Below are 21,182 nucleotides of genomic sequence, written 5' to 3' on the forward strand. Positions count from 1 at the left end.
ATATTGAATGTTTAAGAGGTATTTATGGAAATTATGCTGGCTGGCATTTGCCCTTGTAACGCGCGGGGAAAGCATGAAAAAAATATATCTCGTTGTTATCGTACTGTTTTTTATTTCTACAAAAGTTTATACACTACTTCATAACAACATCTTCTTTTGTCGAAACAGCCCGGAGTGTGATTTGTCTCATGTTCTCCCTGACTACCGGGAGCAGATTTCAGACACACCGCTAAAATATACCTTGATTAGTACAGCTCCATTAGCACAGGTGGTAGTCAGACACTATGAATTATTATCGCAACACTGGTCGCCAGATGACATGGTAACCCCTGCGCAATGGCGACATAACGTTGATATTTATATCCCTGAAACGGCAAAAGAGCACCATGCTTTGGTGGTTGTAAACAACGGAATTAATTATGAAAAAGGCATACAAATCCCCAGTAAACCCGTTGATTTTACTCAGCAAACACTGGCAAGCATCGCCCGTGATACGAATACCATCGTAATATCAGTGAGTGATATACCTAACCAATATTTAACCTTTCAGGATGATAAAAAACCACTGAAAGAGGACGAAAGCGTTTCCCGAAGCTGGGCATTATTTATGGAAGCGCCGGAGCAACGTAAGTTAATGCCTTTAAATATTCCTATGGTCACTGCCATATCGCAAGCGATGAGATTAGCAAAAAAGGAGTTAACGCAATGGAATATAAATTCCTTTATCATTACAGGTATTTCAAAGCGTGGGTGGACCACCTGGTTGTCAGCTATTGCCGATCCTGATGTTGAAGCAATTGTTCCCTTCGCCATTGATCTACTTGATATTGATGCTTCACTTGAGCATATTTATCAATCATACGGTGGAAATTGGCCCATTACATTCTACCCCTACTACCAGCAAGGCATAGATGAGAAAATAAAATCCCCCACATTTACCCAACTAAGGCAAATAATAGATCCGTTAAGATATCTCAACACTATTTACCAACCCCGCCTTGCAATACCGAAATATATTATTAATGCAAGTGGCGATGATTTCTTCGTACCAGACAATACTCGCTTTTATTATAGCAAACTTCCTGGCGTAAAATCATTACGTATAGTGCCTAATATGAACCACTACTCAATTAACCAGTTCGCTGAAGGAAGCCTCGTTCCATTTATTAACCGGTTTCAAAGTAAAAAAACATTACCGCAGTTGATCGGCCTTATTCACCACCATCTTCTTACGGTCTATTTCTCAGAAGCGCCGGTAAAAGTCGTTCGCTGGACAGCCAACAATCCAAATGCGCGTGATTTTCGTTATGCCTGTGGCATCCGCTATCAGCCGCTTACAATAGATATTCCCGCCAACAATAAGATCAGTATTACGCTAAATGAACCGAAGACAGGTTGGGAAGCTACCTATATCGAAGCAACTTTTAATGATGGCTATGTCGCTACGAGTCAGGTTTATATTACGCCCGATGAAAAATACCCACAGACAGCGCCACCTTCCGTTAACACCGCATGTCAAACGTTACCGGGGCGTGGATTAGGGGAAAACGATAGTCCCGATTAAATTTTCAAGTAATTAGCTGATTTTAAATGATTTAATCCATCACGCTTGCGATGACAAGGAATCCTCTGCGATAAATTTTTGTTATATTGATCACGTTCTAACCATAAGAGAGGTGATTTGAAAATAACCTTAAAATATTGTGGTCAGGCCGCTAGACCACAATAAGAGGATTAATCATGAAAAGAAAAACAATGGGATGGCTTATCGTTTTTCTTCTATTTATAGTTTACATGCTCAACTATATGGATCGTTCAGCATTGTCGATAACTGCCCCCTTGATCGAAAAGGAGTTAGGATTTAACGCCGCGGAGATGGGGATGATCTTCAGCGCGTTTTTTATCGGATACGCCCTGTTTAATTTTATTGGTGGCTGGGCCAGCGATAAAGTTGGGCCAAAAACGGTTTTTCTCATCGCAGCGTTACTATGGTCTGTATTTTGTGGCTTAACTGGTTTGGTCACCGGATTGTGGACAATGCTTATCGTGCGCGTTCTTTTCGGTATGGCTGAAGGACCGGTCAGCGCTGCCGGAAATAAAATCATCAATAACTGGATTTCCCGAAAGGAGTCTGCCACGGCGATCGGAATTTTTAGCGCCGGTTCCCCGCTCGGCGGCGCGGTGTCCGGGCCGATTGTGGGCCTGTTGGCGTTATCCTTAGGCTGGCGCCCCGCATTTGGCATTATTTTCTTATTTGGCCTGGTCTGGGTATTGCTGTGGTACTTTATCGTTAGCGATAAGCCAACAATGAGTAAACGCCTGGCGCCGGAAGAACGCATTGATTTTGAAAATCATGAGGACGTTATTTTATCTGATGATGGCCGGGCTACGCCTTCACTCGGCTATTACATGAAACAACCAATGGTATGGGCGACAACTCTGGCTTTTTTCAGCTACAACTATATTCTTTTTTTCTTCCTGACCTGGTTCCCAAGTTACCTGAACCATTCGTTACATCTCGATATTAAAGAAATTAGTATCGCCACGGTAATTCCCTGGGTCATCGGCGCCATTGGTATGGTGCTCGGCGGCGTCTGTTCTGATGTAATTTATCGGATTACCGGTAATGCTCTGCTCTCACGTCGACTTATTCTGGGCGTATGTCTGGCAGGCGCGGCGGTATGTGTTGCCGTTTCCGGTACCGTTAGCACTATTGGTAGCGCAATTACGCTCATGTCAGTTTCACTCTTCCTGCTCTATTTAACGGGCCCAATTTATTGGGCGGTTATTCAGGATGTTGTTCATAAAGATAAGGTAGGGAGCGTCGGCGGAGCCATGCATGGCCTGGCTAATATATCCGGCATTATCGGTCCGCTTGTCACCGGTTTTATCGTTCAATTTAGCGGTAAATATGACTATGCGTTCTATCTGGCTGGTGCTATCGCTATCGTTTCAAGCCTGTTGGTCTTCGTGTTTGTAAAAAGTAAAGGATTCAAAGCCAATGAAAGTCAAAGCTGTGTTCATTAATAAGCCTGGTGAAGTTGAAACCCGCTGGGTGGATTATCCCCATAAGAAAGAAAATGAAGTATTAATTAAGGTTGATGCCGCAGGCATTTGCGGATCGGATATCGGGGCTTTTCGTGGAACGAACCCACTGGTTACTTATCCAAGAATTATCGGGCATGAAGTGACCGGAATTGTTCTTCATGAAGGCGCAGGAATGCCGGACAATATAAAAAAAGGCGACCGCGTGATTGTTGACCCCTATATTTACTGTGGTCACTGCTACCCTTGCTCTGTCGGCAGAACTAATTGTTGTGAAAATTTAAACGTCATTGGCGTGCATGTCGATGGCGCAATGCAGGAGGTGGTTACTCATCCTGCACATTTAATTCATAAAATACCAGATAATGTGCCTTCTGAAATGGCGCCGCTGGCAGAACCGCTGACTATCGCTCTACACGCGCTGCATCGGGCAAACGTTAAGGCCGGGGAGTATGTTGCCATCATCGGCGCGGGGGCCATTGGTCTTATGGCGGCATTAAGCGCGCGACATTACAAGGCAACGCCTATTCTGATCGATATTGTGGAAGAAAGGTTACGCTATGCGCAAAAGCTTGGCGTTCCTTATGTACTGAACGCCGCTGACGATCAGGTTATCGACGCTATTAAAAATATCACCCACGGCACCATGGCGCAGGTCGTGATAGAAGCCTCCGGCGCAAATAGCGCTATTCGAAATACGCTTGATTTAGCATCGTTTGCTGGTCGTATTTCGTTTACCGGATGGCCAAAACAGGAAACGTCGCTGCCGACGAACCTGATCACCTACAAAGAACTGGATTTACGCGGCTCCCGCACCAGTGCCGGTGAATTTGATGAGGCATTACGCATGCTGTCAACGCTGGAGATTAATCCGCAAGATGTTGTCAGTAAGGTCGTCAATCTTGATGAGATCCCTGATGCAGTTAAAGAACTTGATCGCTATCCGGAGCGCTACTTAAAGATTAATGCTGTTTTCCATTGATTTACGGCAAGCTCCACCGCATGGCATATCCGCCATGCGGTGTTATTTACCGACAAACTTAGCCGCCGACAATCTTTCTCACATAGCGTAAATGTTCCAGCGATCCCTCATAGGCGCTGTCAGCATCAGACTGGCGCATCGCATCCACTATCGCTTTATGTTGTTTGTTGAGATTAAGTAAAACATTTCTGTCTCCAGACTGCTCATCGAGCCCAGCATAAGGGATATTAATCCGTTGTTCCCATAACATACGGGACATATCGAACAACACCCGGTTACGGCTGGCCTCAGAGATCGCAAGGTGAAACTCTTTATCCAGCGAGTAAAAGCCGTGGACGTTATTATCGTTAATGGCTTGATCCATACGATGATAAATCGCCTCTATTTGGTTGATGACGTCAACGTTATCGTTTTGTGCGGCTAAGCGCGCACAATGGCTATCGACCAGCTCGCGAGTAGAGAGAATTTCTTCAATGGTATAGTCGCTGGCAAGGTGTTTTTTATCTGAAACGATAACCCCATTACCGGACTGAATCACGATCCATCCCGAGATCTCCAGTACAATAAGGGCTTCTCGCAAGGAGGCGCGGCTCACGCCAAGCTGTTTTGCCAGTTCGCGTTCTGGCGGTAAAAAAGTTCCCGGTGGAAAAATATTATCATTGATCAGCTTAATGATGAGGTTGGCTATCTTCTGATAGAGCCTCTCCTGCCTGACCTCAGGTATAACCATGCGCCCTCCAATCCATATCCAGGGGATTTTGAATGGATTTAGCATACCATCCTGGCGCTGGTGATCGTGATAATTAATTACCGTGCATGATAAAGAGAAGCAACCGCCGGTAGTCTCCATTACCTTCGCCGAGACTACCGGGGAAACTAAACAGAGACGAGCGGTTTATCCTTTGACGTTGATTTTCTCGAACACGGGCGCAGTCGCGTTCTTAAACTGAGAAAGGGACCAGGTTTTATAGTTGATATCATTGTAGCCGCGCACCATCATCTCACCGTGCGTCAAGTCAGACAGCGTTGTCCAGACCGTATATTCTGAGACCGGTTTGCGGGTGGCGTTGCCTTCCCCTTCACTCCCCATATAATCAACCGTAATATTTTTCGGACGATCGAAACGGCTCATAATATGCGCAAGCGTATTCATTGCATCGTGGGCGGATGTCGCTTGCGGTGCATATGTGGTGTAATAAACGCCGCGTATAAAACGGGAAACCGACGTATCGGACGATGGCAAGTCTGCAATAGCAATCCCGCTATCAGGCTGCATCACTTTTATCCCGCCCAATGTGCCTGAAGAGCGGTCCACATTGGTTAATTGCGTATAATTATTCAGATTTGTCAGATGCCAGGGGAATGCGGGACCATTTGTCATCACGCGAGTGGGATTGTCATAGACATGGAATTTGCCATTTTCCACTTCAACGACAATGCTTCCTCCTTTCTTGTCGTAAAACGCGTAATGAAATGGCGATTTCAGATCGCCAAACCGATGCAGCTCCGGTGACCAGAATTTGCCCTCTTTTATTGCCTGTTTTACCTCGCCGACAGTAGCAAAACGGGCCAGCGCCCATTCTCCCAACGAGGTGACAGGAATTGCCTGTTTATATTCACTCGCGGGCAATGGCGGCAACTGCGCATTCATGATCATGTTTTCACTAAATGACAATCCCGCGCTATTCATGCCTTCAAGTATGTCTCTGCTATCGCCATCAGTGATGTTGGAGGTAATAGCCAGTATCGGATATTTCGCCTGATAGCTTACTCCCTGACGGCCATCCGGCGTTTTTTTATCAAACTGCGTTCCCGCCGGATAATATGTTAACCATGAGGGTAAATCCTGCATATATTCCAGTGTACGCCCATGAAAAATATCGCCTTGTTTATCCTGAATAGCAAGGGTTGTGCAGGCCTGTGCAGCCAGGGCGTATGAAAACAGCGCCGGAGCGATAAATAACATTGCTTTACTTTTTTTCATCATGATCTCCTTGTTTGTAAAATGGATTAGATGAATATATTAAATTAAACCTATCAATGGTTATGCAGCACGTAATTAATTGTGATCTTATTTTACAAGCTAATAAATTTAACTGACGGGTTTAAAGGAGAGTTAAACACAGCGAACTAACATGAAAACGCGTTATCCGTGTGACCATTTAAAAAAATCCCATCATGTTATAAATAAAAAACACGGTTTCTTATCAACATTAAGAGATGCCATCACAACGCTATATTTACTCCACAACACCAATAACATTAAATTAATTTATGTTTTTGAGTAATGTGAGTAGCACACATGTAATCAGTTGTTACGAATTAGAAACATAATTGCTACTAAAACACGTTGAGAAAGACAAGAAATGCAACATATGATGCCCACACTAACTATAGTGGTTTGGGATAAACGTTATGCAAACACAAGATACATTTTATCAAGTTATGCGTAGACACGGCGTGACAAGGCGTAGCTTCCTCAAGTTTTGCAGCCTTACCGCAACGTCTTTAGGCCTGAGCAGTTCGATGATTCCTCAAATAGCTTATGCCCTGGAGAATAAACCGCGTACGCCAGTGATATGGCTGCATGGTCTTGAATGTACCTGCTGTACCGAATCTTTCATTCGCTCTGCGCACCCGTTGGCAAAAGATGCCATTTTGTCGCTCATTTCCCTGGATTATGACGACACCATTATGGCCGCCGCAGGGCAACAAGCCGAGCAGGCGTTGGCGGATGTGATGCGTGAGTACAAAGGAAATTATATCGTTGCCGTGGAAGGTAACGCGCCGCTGAATGAAGATGGGATGTTTTGCATATTGGCTGGCGAGCCGTTCCTGGAGAAGTTAAAACGCGTCAGCGCGGATGCTAAAGCGATTATCGCCTGGGGGTCCTGCGCATCATGGGGCTGCGTGCAGGCAGCCCGTCCCAACCCAACTAAAGCCACGCCGGTTCACAAATTAATTACCGATAAACCCATTATTAAAGTGCCAGGCTGCCCGCCTATACCTGAAGTGATGTCCGCCGTTATCACCTATATGCTGGCATTTGATCGCATCCCTCCCCTTGATCGTCTTGGACGACCAAAAATGTTTTATGGCCAGCGAATTCATGACAAATGCTACCGACGCGCGCATTTCGATGCCGGTCAGTTTGTGGAAGCGTGGGATGACGAAGGCGCCAGAAAAGGGTATTGCCTGTACAAGATGGGCTGTAAAGGCCCGACCACCTATAACGCCTGTTCAACCGTTCGCTGGAATGATGGCGTGTCTTTTCCTATCCAGTCGGGTCATGGATGCCTCGGATGTTCGGAAGATGGATTCTGGGATTACGGTTCTTTTTACAGCCGGGCAACGGGCATTCCGCAAACCGGCATTGAGGCTACCGCCGATAAAATCGGACTGGGCGTTGCTGGCGTCGCGGGCGCTGCCGCCATCGCTCACGCCACGGTGAGCGCCATAAAACATGCCCGCAATAAAAACAACACGTCATCAGAAAACGCTCCGGAAGAGAAAAAATAATTATGGCATATCCTTATCAGACTCAGGGTTTTACGCTGGACAATAGCGGACGGCGAATTGTGGTCGATCCGGTTACTCGCATCGAAGGGCATATGCGCTGCGAAGTGAATATCGACAGTAATAATGTCATTACTAACGCCGTGTCGACCGGCACCATGTGGCGCGGCCTGGAGGTTATCCTGAAAGGTCGCGATCCGCGAGACGCCTGGGCATTTGTTGAACGCATTTGCGGCGTCTGCACCGGTACACACGCTCTGACCTCAATCCGTGCCGTAGAAAATGCGCTGGGAATCGCGATTCCGGACAACGCAAACTGTATCCGTAATATGATGCAGGCTACGCTACACGTTCACGATCACCTGGTGCATTTTTATCATCTGCACGCGCTGGACTGGGTCGATGTAGTTGCCGCCCTGAAAGCCGACCCGCATCAGACCTCCGCCATCGCGCAAAGCCTTTCCGCATGGCCGCTATCCTCGCCGGGATATTTCCGCGATTTGCAAAATCGACTGAAGCGGTTTATCGAGTCCGGTCAACTTGGCCCTTTCCGTAATGGCTACTGGGGACATCCGGCGATGAAACTTCCGCCGGAAGCCAATTTGCTGGCGGTCGCCCACTATCTTGAAGCGCTCGATTTTCAAAAAGAGATCGTAAAAATTCACACCGTTTTCGGTGGTAAAAACCCGCATCCTAACTGGCTGGTGGGCGGCGTCCCTTGCGCCATCAACCTTGACGAAACGGGCGCGGTCGGCGCAGTGAATATGGAGCGCCTGAACCTTGTCAGTTCCATCATCCAAAAAGCTCGCCAGTTCTGCGAACAAGTTTATCTTCCGGACGTCTTGCTGATTGCCAGTTATTACAAAGACTGGGCAAAAATCGGCGGCGGGTTATCGAGCATGAACCTGCTGGCTTATGGCGAGTTTCCGGATAACCCTAACGATTATTCCGCCAGTAATCTTCTGCTTCCGCGTGGGGCTATCATTAACGGTCGTTTCGACGAAATTCATCCTGTCGATTTAACCGCCCCCGATGAGATTCAGGAGTTTGTCACTCACTCCTGGTATACCTATGGTAACGGCAATAACGATAAGGGCCTGCATCCCTGGGATGGTCTGACCGAACCGCAACTGGTCATGGGCGAACACTATAAAGGCACAAAAACTTTTATCGAACAGGTGGATGAGTCCGCTAAATATTCATGGATTAAATCGCCGCGCTGGAAGGGACATGCGATGGAGGTAGGTCCGCTGGCGCGTTATCTGATTGGATATCATCAAAATAAACCGGAATTTAAAGAGCCCGTGGATCAACTGCTGAGTGTATTAAAGCTGCCTAAAGAAGCGCTCTTTTCTACATTAGGACGTACTGCCGCGCGTGCGCTGGAATCCGTATGGGCAGGCAATACGCTGCAATATTTCTTCGATCGTCTGATGCGTAACCTCAAGTCCGGCGATACGGCGACGGCAAACGTCACGCTCTGGGAACCCGATACCTGGCCTACATCGGCAAAAGGCGTTGGTTTCAGCGAGGCGCCGCGCGGCGCGCTGGGCCACTGGATAAAAATTGAAAATCAGAAAATCGACAGCTATCAGTGTGTGGTACCGACAACCTGGAATGCCGGGCCACGTGACGATAAAGGTCAAATTGGCGCGTACGAAGCGGCGTTAATGGGGACTAAACTCGCCGTTCCCGATCAACCATTGGAGATTTTACGTACTCTGCACAGCTTCGATCCCTGCCTGGCCTGCTCCACCCATGTTATTGATAATCATGGAGGGGAGCTGGTCAGGGTTCAGGTACGATGACGACGATTCGGAGGTCTCAATGCATCTCAAAGAAATAACCAGCCAGGGGTCCTATATCTATGAAGCGCCGGTCCGTTTATGGCACTGGATCACGGCGTTATCCATTGTCGTCCTGGCTGTTACAGGATATTTCATTGGCCGCCCCCTGCCATCGATTCAAGGTGAAGCGACCTTTATGTTTTGGATGGGCTGGATACGACTGATCCATTTTACCACGGCGTATATTTTTACTGTCGCGCTGCTGTTTCGTATTTACTGGGCATGTGTCGGCAATGAGTACGCCAGGGAGATGTTTCTGGTTCCGTTCTGGCGCCGCGCCTGGCGCAAAGGCGTTATCAGCGAAATCCGTTGGTATTTTTTCCTCGAAAAAGAGGCCCATCGTTACTATGGACATAATCCGGTAGCGGGACTGGCGGTAATGTTCTATTTCTGGATGTCCGTACTGATGGTGTGTAGCGGCTTTGCGCTCTATGGCGAAGGACTTGGAACAGACAGTTGGGCGTATCAATGGTTTGGCTGGATGATTCGCCTGACTGGCAACGATAGCCTCGCGCTACATTTCTGGCACCGGCTGGGCATGTGGTTCATTATCGCCTTCGTCATTGCGCATGTTTATACCGCTATCCGCGAAGACATTATGAGCCGGCAAAGCGTGATCTCCGTCATGATAAGCGGCTGGCGCTGGTTCAGGTGATAACAATGGCAGAAGTAACAATCTTAGGGCTTGGCAACCTGCTTTGGGCAGATGAAGGGTTCGGCGTCAGAGCGGCGGAAAAGCTGTTTGAACAGTATGCCGATAACGAGAAAGTTGACGTTGTTGATGGCGGTACGCAGGGGCTGGCGCTGCTGCCCTGGCTGCAACAGACCGAAAAACTGTTAATCATGGATGCTATCGATTTTGGTATGGCGCCAGGTTCGCTGGCGATGTTTCGTGATGAACAGGTTCCCGCCTATCTGACGGCGAAAAAACTCAGTTTACATCAGACCAGTTTTTCTGAAGTGCTGGCATTGCTGCAATTAACCGGCGGTCAGTTAGCGGAGATTGTGCTGATTGGCGTGCAGCCGGAATGTCTGGATGACTATGGCGGGAGTCTCACGCCGCAGGTAAAGGCGCAACTGATGCCTGCGGTCTATCTTGCGCAGGAAGTGCTGGCGCAATGGGGTATTACCGCCTCTTCAGCGGCCTTGCCCACTGAAAGACTCAATCATTACAGCCTGTGTATGGAACGCTACGAAGATGAACGGCCAGATGCGCAAAGCGCTTGCCGGGTCGGCGATATTCGGGTGCTACAGAGAGAGAAATCATAATGTGTATTGGCGTTCCTGTGCAGGTTATTTCACCCGGTCAGTGGTTCGCCAAATGCCGCGACCGACACGGCGAGCTTATCGACGTTGATATTCGGCTTGTGGCTCCCCCCTTAGCAGGCGCATGGCTGCTGACATTTGGCGGCGCAGCGCGACGAGAAATGGACGAAGCGGAAGCCGTTGAGGTACTGGCGGCGCTGGACTCGCTGGAACAGGCCATGCTCACGCAAAGCGATCCGCTGACCGGTTTTGCCGATTTATTGTCTCGCACGCCTGAATTACCGGAGCATTTAAAAAAATGACTATCTCACCCCAAAATCCTGTTTGTCCACTGGCGGATAAAGGCTTTCTGGTTACCGATGCGCAAACGCTCCCGTCGTTGATTAATGCGCATCCGACTGTGCTGGTTTTGCTGCAAAGCGACCCCAACAAACATCCGGAAGTCGCCGACAGTTGGGTCATTATCCCGGAGATCCTCAAGCAATTTCCGGCGACGTCTTATACCGCGGCATTTGCGGATAGCGAACAGAGTGAACTGATCGCCCGGAAGTATCGCATTCTGAAATATCCGGCGCTGCTTTTCTTTCGCCAGCACCGTTTTGTCGGCAGTCTGGCGGGATTATATAGCTGGCAAGAATACTCTCAGCGGGTGGCCGCATTGCTGACCACACCGGGCTATCGTCAGGATATTCCCGTTATCACGCAATAGAATGAAAGGTAACACACGTGAATCATTCCAGAACTATTCCAGTCGTTAATATTGCCGGACCAGGCTCGCAGCCAGAAGAGGAAGACTTTAACTTTCTTCCTATCCCCGCCGGCATTAATCTCCCACTGACGCCGGTTTTACCGGAACAGGCGCTGCCCGCTGAGCTTCGTGTTGCCAGACACATCCTGACTACGCTTATTCGCGATATGGATAACCCGGTGGCAACGCTCCCGTTTCCCCTGAGCTATAAGCTGAATGCCACTGAGCAACAGAATAGCGGTTTGTTGGATCAACTGCTCGGCGAAGGTGAAATATCCGCCCGGGTACTATTACCCGATGGAAAAGAACAGCGTATTCAGGAGACGGTTTTTACGGGCGTCTGGCGTGTACGTGAATATAACGCTGACCAGCAACGGGTTGCCGATGAAATTATCATTGGCCCGATCCCAGAGAGCATCTGGCAGACGCATCCGCAGCCGCCGATTACGCCAGAATTGCCGCCGCAACCGGCGGGATTGATGAATGGCGCCTTTATCGCGCATGAAATAGCCGAGCGCGTAAAACAGCCGGTAAAAGAGCCGCACATCATTAACTTAACGCTGTTGCCAGTAAACGATGCCGATCGCGAGTATCTGGATCATTTTTTAGGCGAAGGCTGTAGCGCTATTTTTTCACGCGGATATGGTAAATGCCGGATTGTAAGCACGCATTTTCCCGGCGTATGGCGGGTCAATTATTTCAATGATATGAACACATTACTGCAAGATATGATTGAGATAGCGGACATTCCTGATATCGCCGTTGCAGGCATCGATGATATCGAAGATGCCTACGCGGGGCTAAAAAATACGTTGGAATGGTTGAAAGAATACCCGGTTACAGAAAATGAGCCAGTGGTGCGCATGGAGTGCAAAGTATGTTGGTGGGTTTACGACCCTGCGCTGGGCGATGATGTATGGCAAATTCCACCCGGCGTGCCCTTCAGCCAGTTACCTGATTACTGGTGCTGTCCGGTTTGCGAAACCAGTAAGTCCGGGTTTATGGTGATCGATGAAGGTAATAGTTCGTGCAAAGATTGACCGTCTATTCTCACCCGCTACGGATTATCTGGCAGGAGGCGCCGATCGGTCGTTTGTTACAGGGCGCAACGCCGGTATACGCAAAAACGCTTATTTCACGTTTGTTTACGTTGTGCGCTCAGGCGCACAGCGCGGCGGCGGCTTTACTGTTGTTTCCTGAAGAGAAGCCAGATATGCAGGCCGCACAACAAGAGCTGGCGCGAGAAACGCTCCGTCGCGCGTTGACCGACTGGCTCCCCCTGTTTAGCCACCGACAGGCAACCGCTGAAGAATGGGCGTTGTTACGTCGCGGAGAGTTATCCCCGCTGGCAAGCACAATCTTTTTTGACGATGATCCTCAGACCTGGCTTGCCGCTGGCGTAAAGGGCTGGGAAGCCTGGTTTTTGCAAGAGCGTTCTGAAACCGCCAGCTGGCTGGCGGCAGTACAGAATATCATTACACCTACACTACCGATGGCGTCGTCCCCGGACCATACGTTAATAACCCATGGTCCCCTGGATGTCTCGCCTCTGGCTATCGAATATCCGCTGCTGTCAGCCTGTTGTCTTAGCGGAAAAACGACTGCGCTACGTCTGCTGGCCCGCTGCATTACGCTCGCCCGAAGTTTGAGCGCCCTTCCTACCCTGCGCTGGAATCGTTTTGATGATGGCGAATGGAAAATAGCGGTAGTGGAAACCGCGCGAGGATGGTTAGTTCATCAGGCCAGACTGACGACGTCAGGTAATATTCTTGATTACCGTATTATCTCACCTACCACACGTCACGCCCAATCTGACGGCGTCATTGCTCGCGAACTGGCCACTATTCCACTCTCATTGTGGTCGCAACAGTTACAGGTAATTGATCCTTGTGTCGCCGTAAATATTGTTGAATGAAGGAGCTGGCCCATGCATGAATTAGCCCTGGCGCAAAATATTATCGAATTGCTGGAGGAACAGGCTGTAAATCACCAGTTCAGCAAGGTAAAGCAAGTCTGGCTGGAGATTGGCGTTATGGCCTGTGTTGAGGTGCCGGCGCTGCATTTTGGCCTGGATGTCGCCGCTCGTCATACCCTTGCAGACAATGCGCGTTTCCACATTACTATCGCACCGGCGCAAGGTTGGTGTCTGTCCTGTAATCAACCCTTCACCTCGCAAACATCCACACTCTGTTGTCCCTTTTGTCATTCAGGCAAAGTGCAGATAGATGACAGTAGCAGAATGCGCATTCGCGAGATCGAAGTCGAATAGTCAACGAATAGTCAATAAAAAAGGACGCCAGAAGCGTCCTGAAATAATAAAAGAATAAACTGACAATAATAAAGGTTAAGCAGTGACACAGTTTTGGGAAAAGGAGGGTATCCCTAAACTGTCTTAATCAGCAAGTTTTATCAAAACTCGTAGACTAAGCCGAGCGCCACGGTGTTGTCTGTATTAGGATTCGATGGGTTGCCATCTTTTAGCAGATTGATTTTGTAGTCAACATACGCGGACATATTTTTATTGAAGTAGTAGTAGGAACCCACATCAATATATTTCACAAGGTCGAACGAACCCAGTCCATCAACATCATTGGCTCTGGATTGCAGGAACGCCAGTGATGGGCGTAAGCCATTATCAAATTGATATTGCCCTACCATTTCCCAGTTATCGGTTTTATGTGCAAAGCCGCCCAATGTATCACCCATATAGGTCATATCATAAGTACGGGTATAGTTTGCCGCCAGGTAAATATTATTGGCATCATACTTCACGCCGCCAGTCCAGGCTTCAGCGCGGTCGCCATTGTCGTATTTATCTTGCGTAATCTGATCAAGCGTGCGTTTGGAACTGGTATAGGCTGCCCCCAGGCTCACCCCCATGCCCAAATCATATGTCGCTGATGCCCCGAAACCATCGCCATTCTGGTACGCGATACTTTTTCTGGCATTATTACTTAAAGGATCGCCTTCTTTCGACAGGCCGTCATTTTTACCCTGATACTGCAACGCAATATTCAGGCCATCAACCAGACCAAAGAAATCATTATTGCGATAAGTCAGAACGCCATTCGCGCGTCCGGTCATAAAATTATCGGAAGCTTCATACGAATCATTACCAAATTCAGGCAGTACGTCAGTCCATGAACCAATGTCGTATAACACGCCATAGTTACGACCATAATCAACAGACCCCATATCGGCAAATGCCAAACCAGCAAAACCGAGACGCGTCCAGCTTTGCGGGGAACCGCTGGAGTCACCATCTTCCGGACGATTGGCGTTGACCTGATACTCCCACTGTCCAAAACCGGTTAGTTGATCGGTAATTTGAGTCTCGCCTTTAATACCCATACGGATATAAGATTGATCGCCATCCGTACTATGATTACTGGAAAAATAATGCAGGCCGTCGACCTTGCCATACAAATCCAGTTTATTGCCATCCTTGTTATAGATTTCTGCTGCGTTGGCGGCTCCAGCCATCATCACGGCTGCGGCTACCGCAGATAACACCACTACTTTTTTCATTTTATATGCCTTATTTGTCTTATTTTTGGACTTTCCGCAAAACCTGCTCGCGGAACTGTCCAGGACAATATCACTAACAATTACCGTGCGTTAAGTTTCAAAGTGTAATATTAGCTTGCTATGTATTAGTGATGTTAAAATGCAAGTTAAGCATGACTACATCAATGATATGCCCTGTTTTCTGCTGTAATAACAAGGGGGTTACCAGTAGAGAACTGGCTTACGGTCGGGGATGCCAGGGCGAGAATGGCACTTAACACTCGGCTGGCATTCGTTAAGACGGAATCATAATCAAGTCAGTTGAGGCCACAGCCCTTCTTATTTTTGTGTATAATTTGTTACGTTTACATTTATTTTTAAATTAGCGTTATGAAAATATCAGTACTGCTGAAATAGCACTTCTTCGCTTCGTGTATTTTTACTATGGTTAATTATCACATAGCGCAAACGGTCATTTGTGTATCACTATTCATAAGATTAACTATTTACCAGTGGTAATAAACATAAAAGTAAGTCAATGGACAACAACAATACTGAAACTCTAAATGTTGATATTTTGAGTCATGCCGTTACAAACAAATACGATATTCTTAATTGCACTACTCCCTTTTCGGGGTAATTTTATAGAAGGATGTTTTTTATTGTTCGTGAGTCATGCTCCTTTAGTATAAAGGTAAACGTAACAGGAAAGATAAAGCGTCTCAAAAACAGACCATATGGGTATAACTATTATGCAAAAAACGTCACTATTGTTTTCGGCCGCCGCGATAACGTTAACTCTGATGGCGTCATCGGCATCAGCGGCAACGCCAACCGCCGCACAAAATGAAGCTACGTCGACCGTTAAACAAGAAATTACAGAAGGTATTAACCGCTACCTTTATTCAATAGATAAGGCAGACCCAACGTTAGGCAAGCAGCTCTTTTATGTTTCACCGGAAACCAGTTTTATTCATCCACGCGGTCACGAACGCGGATGGTCGCAGATCGCTGAAAATTTTTATGGCACCACTATGGGTAAAACCTTCAGCAAACGCACATTAAAACTGGACGCTCACCCTGCTATTCATGTGTATGGCAATGCCGCCGTTGCAGAGTTCGACTGGCATTTTACCGCGGTACGCCGTGATAATGGGCAAACTCAACACACGACAGGCCGCGAAAGCCAGGTGTGGGCGAAGATACCAAACACAGGATGGCGAATCGTTCATGTCCACTACTCCGGTCCAGCCAAAACCGGCGTTGGAGAAGGCTATTAAGCTTTGCTCTTCAGGTTATGGCGCAGATGAACATTCTGCGCCAGTTAAGTCGAGCTCAGGTCAGTTGATAGCGTTTATCCGGTATCCGTTTTGCCGGAATATCCCTTTCATCATTCATTTGCAGTAAATCGATTTCTATCGCATTGCATATCGCATCCAGCGGTAAATCATTATTTTCAGTACCGAACGGATCTTCCAACTCTTCCGCTAACGCATCCAGCGCGATAAACGTATAAGAAATAAGCACCGAAATAAACGGCGTCATATAGTGCAGATCAACCACCAGTGCAAATGGCAACATAATGCAGAAAAGATAAACTGTACGATGCAAAATTAACGTATAGGCAAAAGGCACCGGCGTATTGGCGATGCGCTCACAGCCGGCCAATACTGACGACATATCATTTAAGCGGTTGTTGAGGCTATGAAATAAAATATCGGAAAGCTTTCCGCTGCGGCGGCGAATCGCCAGCCACTCTCCCATCAGCAATAAGATACGGTTAGCGGGGGAATGGGAAGCGACAACTTTCTGTAACGCCTCCTGGTCAAGATAGTTGCCCAAAACTTGCGTCTGAGGCTGTCGACGCAATGTCATACGTAAACAGTGGGCAAAAGCGATTTGTAACCGAACAAAATCCTCGATACCGCGTTCATCAGGCAAGGTTGTTTTCACCTCTCGCAGTATTGAGCGTGAAGCGATCATCAACTGCCCCCACAAATGTCGCGCTTCGACGTAACGCGCATAACAGGCATTATTGCGAAACCCAAGAAAAATGGCGATAGCGACGCCCAGTATGCTAAACGGCGCAAGGGTAAACTTAATACCCAGCATTGTGTACCAGGGCAGCATGATAATAACGGCGATAGAAAGAAGAAAGTTAAGGAGCAGTCGTGAAAAGATTTTAGATAACACGGAACCATGCCAGACAAATATCAGGCGAATCCAGTGCTGTTGTGGTCTAACGATCATGATTATCTTCAGCAGGTAAAAAAGCACTGTCATTAAACGTGATCCAGATCAAGGTTGCAAGCTTCTGGTGATACACGGCTCCCCTGCCCTGTAGAGCATTTTTTTGCACAGTGCTGACAGGCGTTGAAAAAAAACAACCAAATGTATGTTGTAACTAAAAAGACACTTCAGCACATGAGATATATGACGGTCAACGGCTGCTATCAGTGGTATAGGGTGATTTATCGGGGAAAGCGTCAGCAACGACGCACTGCCCTACTGCTGATTCATTTGTATGACCAGCCAGTAATGGATAACGCTGACAATATACTGTTGCTGCGCTTCGCTCAGCGGTTCTCCCTGAGGTATCTGGTGCCACTTCGCCAGGCACCCGCGACAGCAGGTTGCCGTCGCATGTTGCGCGATAAATACCGGATGGCCCCGCATCGGCGTTTGCTTACCATCATTCGCCGGGTGAGCTGGCGCCAGTCGCTGGGCGATAAAATCGGCGGCGTGTTTATCAATCACCTCCGCGCCTTTATCCCAGCAATATTGTCTTTCTTTTATCCCGAGACGAAAGCGCGAACGAAATGTCGATCGCGCCAGGCGGGCAAAGAGCGGTTCAAGCGCATTCATCAGTATACCGAACGTCCTAACGTTTGTGTTAATTGTTCAAGCGCGGCGATACCTGCCAGAGAGTTTCCCGCAGGATCCAGCTCCGGACTCCAGACGGCAATCGCCATTTCATGCGGCACAATGGCGACAATACCGCCTCCCACGCCGGATTTAGCGGGCAATCCCACCCGCCAGGCAAACTCGCCGGCATTCTGATACATACCGCTGGTCGCCATTAGCGCATTAATCTGCCGGGCCTGCATGGGGGTAACTACCGGCTCGTCGAGATGAAACGCCTCGCCCTGATTCGCCAGAAAGACAAACGTCCTCGCCAGTTCCATGCAGCTCATTTTCAACGCACAGTAGTGAAAGTAATTTTGCAACACGGTAGGCACATCATGATGAAAATTACCGAATGATTTCATCAGCCAGGCAATAGCGGCGTTACGGGCGGAATGCTCAAATTCAGAACGCGCGACCGTAGCGTCATATGTAATATCCGATACACCGCAAAGCGCGCGCACAACTTCCAGCATTCGCTGACGCGGCGCGCTAAGCCGCCCTTGCAACATGTCGCATACCACCAGCGCGCCCGCATTAATAAATGGATTACGCGGGATTCCTTGTTCCATCTCTAACTGAACCAACGAATTGAACGGCGAGCCGGAAGGATCTTTTCCGACGCGCTGCCAGATCTCCTCTTCCGGATAATGACGCATCGCCACCACCAGACTAAGCACTTTCGAAATAGACTGAATAGAGAAGCGTTCGTGCGCATCGCCCGCCTGATAATGCTGCCCGTCCACGGTACAAATCGCTATCCCCAGCTTTGAACCCTCGACGGACGCTAATGCCGGAATATAGTCAGCGACTTTGCCCTGGCCAATGAGGGGGCGAACGCGCTGTAAAATCGTCTCTAAAATTGCATTATCCATGGCCCTGGCCACAACATGCTCCTTGCTCGCAGGTCTGAAAAGGCCTGCGAGTATAGCAGAGGGCGCCACGCGACGTCAGGGCGATTAGACGCGGTTCTTCCAGACGGTCTGCACATTACAAAATTCGTGTAAACCAAAGTGCGAAAGCTCGCGACCGAAGCCGCTTTTCTTCACCCCGCCGAATGCCACACGCGCATCGCTGGCGCTGTAACCATTAATGAATACCCCACCGCACTCAAGACGCGCCGCCATCTCCACGGCCAGCGTATCGTCGGCGGTAAAGATCGTCGCCGACAGGCCAAACTCACTGTCATTCGCCAGCACGAGGGCGTGCGCCGCATCTTTTGCAACGGTAATGGCGGCAACAGGCCCAAAAAGCTCTTGACGAAATGCCGTCATGTCAGGTGTGACATCCGCCAGAACGGTCGCGGCATAATAGTTGCCCTCCCCGGCGATTTTCTCGCCGCCCAACAGTAGCCGTGCGCCTTCGGCGACGGAAGCCTGCACCTGTTGATGGAGTTCATCACGCAGATCAAAGCGCGCCATCGGCCCCAGGTCATTCTCTTCAACCAGAGGATCACCCATCTTTAATGCTGCGGCAGCCGCCACAAAACGATCGGTAAACGCCTGCGCAATGCCCTCTTCGACAATAAAACGTTTGGCGGCGGCGCAGACTTGTCCGGTGTTTTGATAGCGTCCGGCAACCGCGGCTTTTACCGCCAGCTCGAGATCGGCATCATTGAGTACAATAAACGGATCCGAGCCACCCAGTTCCAGTACGCACTTTTTCAGCGACGCCCCAGCCTGAGCGCCAATCGCCGCGCCGGCGCGCACGCTACCGGTCACCGTCACCGCCGCGATTCGCGGATCGTTAATCATCTGACTCACGCCCTCATTATTGGCGTTCACCCATCCATAGACGCCAGCGGGAGTACCGGCTTCCGTCAAGATTCGGGCTATCATCTGCGCGCACCCCGTGACATTGGGCGCATGTTTTAACAAGTAGCTATTCCCCGCCAGCAGTATCGGCACTGCCCCGCGTAACACCTGCCATAAAGGAAAATTCCACGGCATTATCGCCAGGATGACGCCCAGCGGACGGTATTCAATCACCGCCTGCTGATTTTCTACCAGCGTAGGCTCAGGATTCAGCATTGCCGGGCCATGTTCCGCATACCAGTCGCATAACGCGGCGGATTTCGTCACTTCCGCACGCGCCTGCTTTATGGGTTTCCCCATTTCACGCGTAATACATTGCGCCATCTCTTCTGCATGAGCGCGAAGCGCCTGACCAATATCACGTAATGTTTGCGCCCGTTGCGCTACCGATGTCATTTTCCACTTTTTGAAACCGCTCGCCGCCAGACTCAGCGCATGTTCAATCTCTTGCGCGTTAGCCCAGGGCATTGCCGCCAGCGTCTGGCCGGTCGCAGGATTCACGGATAACGCCTGTGTTGCAGTCATCATGGTCATGTTCTTTCTCTCGTTATCAGGGGAGTTGTACCATCATGACGCCCTTTACCCTTTCTGAAAAATGAATAATATTAACCAGACTATTCACGAATTGAGAAAATCATGGACCTGACGCAACTGGAAATGTTTAACGCTGTCGCTCTGACGGGCAGCATCACGCAGGCGGCGGCAAAAGTACACCGCGTTCCGTCCAACCTGACCACGCGTATCCGTCAGCTTGAAGCCGACTTGGGCGTCTCTCTGTTTATTCGCGAAAACCAGCGACTCAGGCTGTCACCAGCCGGGCATAACTTTTTACGTTACAGCCAGCAGATCCTGGCGCTGGTTGATGAAGCCCGTATGGTGGTTGCCGGAGAGGAACCGCAAGGACTGTTTTCACTCGGCGCGTTAGAAAGTACTGCCGCCGTACGTATCCCCGCGCTGCTGGCGGGTTATAACCAGCGTTACCCTAAAATTCAGTTCGCGTTAACGACCGGTCCTTCCGGCGCCATGCTGGATGGCGTGCTCGAAGGAAAGCTGAACGCCGCCTTTATTGATGGCCCGCTAATGCATCCGGGGCTGGAAGGTATACCGGCTTACCAGGAAGAGATGATGATCGTCGCGCCACACGGCCATTCCGTCGTTTCGCGGGCCAGCGAGGTGAATGGTTATAACATCTATGCTTTTCGCGCCAACTGTTCTTACCGACGGCATTTCGAAAGCTGGTTTCATGCCGATGGCGCAACCCCCGGTACGATTCACGAAATGGAGTCATATCATGGAATGTTGGCGTGCGTAATTGCCGGCGCAGGTATTGCGCTGATGCCAGCAAGTATGCTCAACAGTATGCCAGGACATCATCAGGTGGAGGCCTGGCCGTTGGCGGAGAAGTGGCGCTGGCTTAGCACATGGCTAATGTGGCGGCGCGGGGCGATGACGCGCCAGCTTGAGGCCTTTATCGAGTTACTTAACGCCCAACTGGCGAGCGTCGACTGAAGACGAAACGGCCTGTGAAGTAGATGAGAAGCAGGTCACAAAAT

General features: G+C 49.1%; 21 protein-coding genes. 14 read left to right on the top strand and 7 right to left on the bottom strand.

Features of this window, described 5'->3' with window-relative positions; all coding sequences use genetic code 11:
* Window positions 1-7: 7 nt before the first annotated feature.
* From HU143_RS11880 to HU143_RS11890, 3 genes are all read left to right on the top strand, one after another.
* Complete coding sequence (locus HU143_RS11880; RefSeq protein WP_072162120.1) at window positions 8-1,564, top strand: PhoPQ-activated pathogenicity-related family protein; 1,557 nt, start codon at window positions 8-10, stop codon at window positions 1,562-1,564.
* Window positions 1,565-1,740: 176 nt separating this feature from the next.
* On the top strand, window positions 1,741-3,027 hold the full coding sequence (locus HU143_RS11885; RefSeq protein WP_000824240.1) for an MFS transporter: 1,287 nt from the start codon (window positions 1,741-1,743) through the stop codon (window positions 3,025-3,027).
* Window positions 3,002-4,027 (top strand): zinc-binding alcohol dehydrogenase family protein, encoded by a 1,026-nt coding sequence (locus tag HU143_RS11890; protein WP_023227497.1) that lies wholly within the window; start codon window positions 3,002-3,004, stop codon window positions 4,025-4,027. The genes HU143_RS11885 and HU143_RS11890 overlap by 26 nt, the downstream gene beginning before the upstream one ends.
* 58 nt (window positions 4,028-4,085) lie before the next feature.
* Here the strand turns inward: HU143_RS11890 and HU143_RS11895 are convergent, their stop codons facing one another.
* Window positions 4,086-4,877: a FadR/GntR family transcriptional regulator gene (locus tag HU143_RS11895; protein ID WP_001518759.1), complete on the bottom strand. Its 792-nt coding sequence runs from the start codon at window positions 4,875-4,877 to the stop codon at window positions 4,086-4,088.
* Between the two features lie 45 nt (window positions 4,878-4,922).
* Entirely contained in the window at window positions 4,923-6,014 is a 1,092-nt protein-coding gene (locus HU143_RS11900; RefSeq protein ID WP_001618077.1) for a choloylglycine hydrolase family protein, read from the bottom strand.
* Window positions 6,015-6,442: 428 nt separating this feature from the next.
* On the opposite strand from HU143_RS11900, the gene HU143_RS11905 reads away from it, so the two are divergent.
* Genes HU143_RS11905 through hypA form a run of 9 tightly spaced genes read left to right on the top strand, consistent with a single transcriptional unit; the run spans window position 6,443 to window position 13,673 of the window.
* Window positions 6,443-7,546, top strand: a complete 1,104-nt coding sequence (locus HU143_RS11905) for a hydrogenase small subunit (protein WP_001194448.1) — start codon at window positions 6,443-6,445, stop codon at window positions 7,544-7,546.
* A gap of 2 nt (window positions 7,547-7,548) precedes the next feature.
* The gene (locus tag HU143_RS11910) at window positions 7,549-9,351 is read left to right on the top strand and encodes a nickel-dependent hydrogenase large subunit (RefSeq protein WP_000331200.1); all 1,803 of its coding nucleotides are present in this window, start codon (window positions 7,549-7,551) and stop codon (window positions 9,349-9,351) included.
* A complete protein-coding gene (cybH, locus tag HU143_RS11915) occupies window positions 9,302-10,045 on the top strand; it encodes a Ni/Fe-hydrogenase, b-type cytochrome subunit (RefSeq protein WP_023227496.1) in 744 nt (247 codons plus the stop codon). Before HU143_RS11910 ends, cybH begins: the two co-directional genes overlap by 50 nt.
* 5 nt (window positions 10,046-10,050) lie before the next feature.
* Window positions 10,051-10,659, top strand: a complete 609-nt coding sequence (gene hybD / locus HU143_RS11920; RefSeq protein ID WP_001580038.1) for a HyaD/HybD family hydrogenase maturation endopeptidase — start codon at window positions 10,051-10,053, stop codon at window positions 10,657-10,659.
* Window positions 10,659-10,958 (top strand): HypC/HybG/HupF family hydrogenase formation chaperone, encoded by a 300-nt coding sequence (gene hypC / locus HU143_RS11925; RefSeq protein WP_000334907.1) that lies wholly within the window; start codon window positions 10,659-10,661, stop codon window positions 10,956-10,958. The genes hybD and hypC overlap by 1 nt, the downstream gene beginning before the upstream one ends.
* Complete coding sequence (locus HU143_RS11930; protein ID WP_023227495.1) at window positions 10,955-11,365, top strand: hydrogenase-1 operon protein HyaE2; 411 nt, start codon at window positions 10,955-10,957, stop codon at window positions 11,363-11,365. Before hypC ends, HU143_RS11930 begins: the two co-directional genes overlap by 4 nt.
* 17 nt (window positions 11,366-11,382) lie before the next feature.
* Window positions 11,383-12,444 carry a hydrogenase expression/formation C-terminal domain-containing protein gene (locus tag HU143_RS11935; protein ID WP_023227494.1) on the top strand — a complete coding sequence of 354 codons (1,062 nt, stop codon included), beginning with the start codon at window positions 11,383-11,385 and terminating at the stop codon, window positions 12,442-12,444.
* Window positions 12,432-13,319 carry a dehydrogenase gene (locus HU143_RS11940; protein ID WP_023227493.1) on the top strand — a complete coding sequence of 296 codons (888 nt, stop codon included), beginning with the start codon at window positions 12,432-12,434 and terminating at the stop codon, window positions 13,317-13,319. Before HU143_RS11935 ends, HU143_RS11940 begins: the two co-directional genes overlap by 13 nt.
* Before the next feature lie 12 nt (window positions 13,320-13,331).
* The gene (hypA, locus tag HU143_RS11945) at window positions 13,332-13,673 is read left to right on the top strand and encodes a hydrogenase maturation nickel metallochaperone HypA (protein WP_000544772.1); all 342 of its coding nucleotides are present in this window, start codon (window positions 13,332-13,334) and stop codon (window positions 13,671-13,673) included.
* 140 nt (window positions 13,674-13,813) lie between these two features.
* Here hypA and ompC read toward each other — a convergent pair whose 3' ends face one another.
* A complete protein-coding gene (ompC, locus tag HU143_RS11950; protein WP_023227492.1) occupies window positions 13,814-14,932 on the bottom strand; it encodes a porin OmpC in 1,119 nt (372 codons plus the stop codon).
* Window positions 14,933-15,648: 716 nt separating this feature from the next.
* On the opposite strand from ompC, the gene HU143_RS11955 reads away from it, so the two are divergent.
* Window positions 15,649-16,191 carry a YybH family protein gene (locus tag HU143_RS11955; RefSeq protein ID WP_023227491.1) on the top strand — a complete coding sequence of 181 codons (543 nt, stop codon included), beginning with the start codon at window positions 15,649-15,651 and terminating at the stop codon, window positions 16,189-16,191.
* A gap of 55 nt (window positions 16,192-16,246) precedes the next feature.
* Here the strand turns inward: HU143_RS11955 and HU143_RS11960 are convergent, their stop codons facing one another.
* The 4 genes from HU143_RS11960 to sad all read right to left on the bottom strand — a co-directional run bounded on the left by HU143_RS11960 (window position 16,247) and on the right by sad (window position 20,163).
* Entirely contained in the window at window positions 16,247-17,161 is a 915-nt protein-coding gene (locus HU143_RS11960) for a bestrophin family protein (RefSeq protein ID WP_001670736.1), read from the bottom strand.
* A gap of 255 nt (window positions 17,162-17,416) precedes the next feature.
* Window positions 17,417-17,776 (bottom strand): DUF4186 domain-containing protein, encoded by a 360-nt coding sequence (locus tag HU143_RS11965; RefSeq protein WP_000992448.1) that lies wholly within the window; start codon window positions 17,774-17,776, stop codon window positions 17,417-17,419.
* Window positions 17,776-18,702: a glutaminase B gene (glsB, locus tag HU143_RS11970; protein WP_000090081.1), complete on the bottom strand. Its 927-nt coding sequence runs from the start codon at window positions 18,700-18,702 to the stop codon at window positions 17,776-17,778. The genes HU143_RS11965 and glsB overlap by 1 nt, the downstream gene beginning before the upstream one ends.
* A 72-nt stretch (window positions 18,703-18,774) precedes the next feature.
* Window positions 18,775-20,163 (bottom strand): succinate-semialdehyde dehydrogenase, encoded by a 1,389-nt coding sequence (gene sad / locus HU143_RS11975; RefSeq protein ID WP_023227490.1) that lies wholly within the window; start codon window positions 20,161-20,163, stop codon window positions 18,775-18,777.
* Window positions 20,164-20,265: 102 nt separating this feature from the next.
* On the opposite strand from sad, the gene ptrR reads away from it, so the two are divergent.
* The gene (gene ptrR, locus HU143_RS11980) at window positions 20,266-21,138 is read left to right on the top strand and encodes a putrescine utilization regulator PtrR (protein ID WP_000366541.1); all 873 of its coding nucleotides are present in this window, start codon (window positions 20,266-20,268) and stop codon (window positions 21,136-21,138) included.
* Window positions 21,139-21,182 lie beyond the last annotated feature (44 nt).

It is taken from the genome of Salmonella sp. SJTUF14076, assembly GCF_015534835.1.
Lineage (GTDB): Bacteria > Pseudomonadota > Gammaproteobacteria > Enterobacterales > Enterobacteriaceae > Salmonella > Salmonella enterica.

Bases quoted from the DNA above. Each gene is read 5' to 3' on its own strand.
- hypC (WP_000334907.1), top strand. From the start codon at position 10,659: ATGTGTATTGGCGTTCCTGTGCAGGTTATTTCACCCGGTCAGTGGTTC.
- cybH (WP_023227496.1), top strand. From the start codon at position 9,302: ATGTTATTGATAATCATGGAGGGGAGCTGGTCAGGGTTCAGGTACGAT.
- HU143_RS11965 (WP_000992448.1), bottom strand. From the start codon at position 17,776: ATGAATGCGCTTGAACCGCTCTTTGCCCGCCTGGCGCGATCGACATTT.
- ompC (WP_023227492.1), bottom strand. From the start codon at position 14,932: ATGAAAAAAGTAGTGGTGTTATCTGCGGTAGCCGCAGCCGTGATGATG.
- HU143_RS11885 (WP_000824240.1), top strand. From the start codon at position 1,741: ATGAAAAGAAAAACAATGGGATGGCTTATCGTTTTTCTTCTATTTATA.
- hybD (WP_001580038.1), top strand. From the start codon at position 10,051: ATGGCAGAAGTAACAATCTTAGGGCTTGGCAACCTGCTTTGGGCAGAT.
- HU143_RS11890 (WP_023227497.1), top strand. From the start codon at position 3,002: ATGAAAGTCAAAGCTGTGTTCATTAATAAGCCTGGTGAAGTTGAAACC.
- HU143_RS11930 (WP_023227495.1), top strand. From the start codon at position 10,955: ATGACTATCTCACCCCAAAATCCTGTTTGTCCACTGGCGGATAAAGGC.
- HU143_RS11905 (WP_001194448.1), top strand. From the start codon at position 6,443: ATGCAAACACAAGATACATTTTATCAAGTTATGCGTAGACACGGCGTG.
- HU143_RS11895 (WP_001518759.1), bottom strand. From the start codon at position 4,877: ATGGAGACTACCGGCGGTTGCTTCTCTTTATCATGCACGGTAATTAAT.
- HU143_RS11960 (WP_001670736.1), bottom strand. From the start codon at position 17,161: ATGATCGTTAGACCACAACAGCACTGGATTCGCCTGATATTTGTCTGG.
- HU143_RS11900 (WP_001618077.1), bottom strand. From the start codon at position 6,014: ATGATGAAAAAAAGTAAAGCAATGTTATTTATCGCTCCGGCGCTGTTT.
- HU143_RS11955 (WP_023227491.1), top strand. From the start codon at position 15,649: ATGGGTATAACTATTATGCAAAAAACGTCACTATTGTTTTCGGCCGCC.
- ptrR (WP_000366541.1), top strand. From the start codon at position 20,266: ATGGACCTGACGCAACTGGAAATGTTTAACGCTGTCGCTCTGACGGGC.
- sad (WP_023227490.1), bottom strand. From the start codon at position 20,163: ATGACCATGATGACTGCAACACAGGCGTTATCCGTGAATCCTGCGACC.
- HU143_RS11880 (WP_072162120.1), top strand. From the start codon at position 8: ATGTTTAAGAGGTATTTATGGAAATTATGCTGGCTGGCATTTGCCCTT.
- hypA (WP_000544772.1), top strand. From the start codon at position 13,332: ATGCATGAATTAGCCCTGGCGCAAAATATTATCGAATTGCTGGAGGAA.
- HU143_RS11910 (WP_000331200.1), top strand. From the start codon at position 7,549: ATGGCATATCCTTATCAGACTCAGGGTTTTACGCTGGACAATAGCGGA.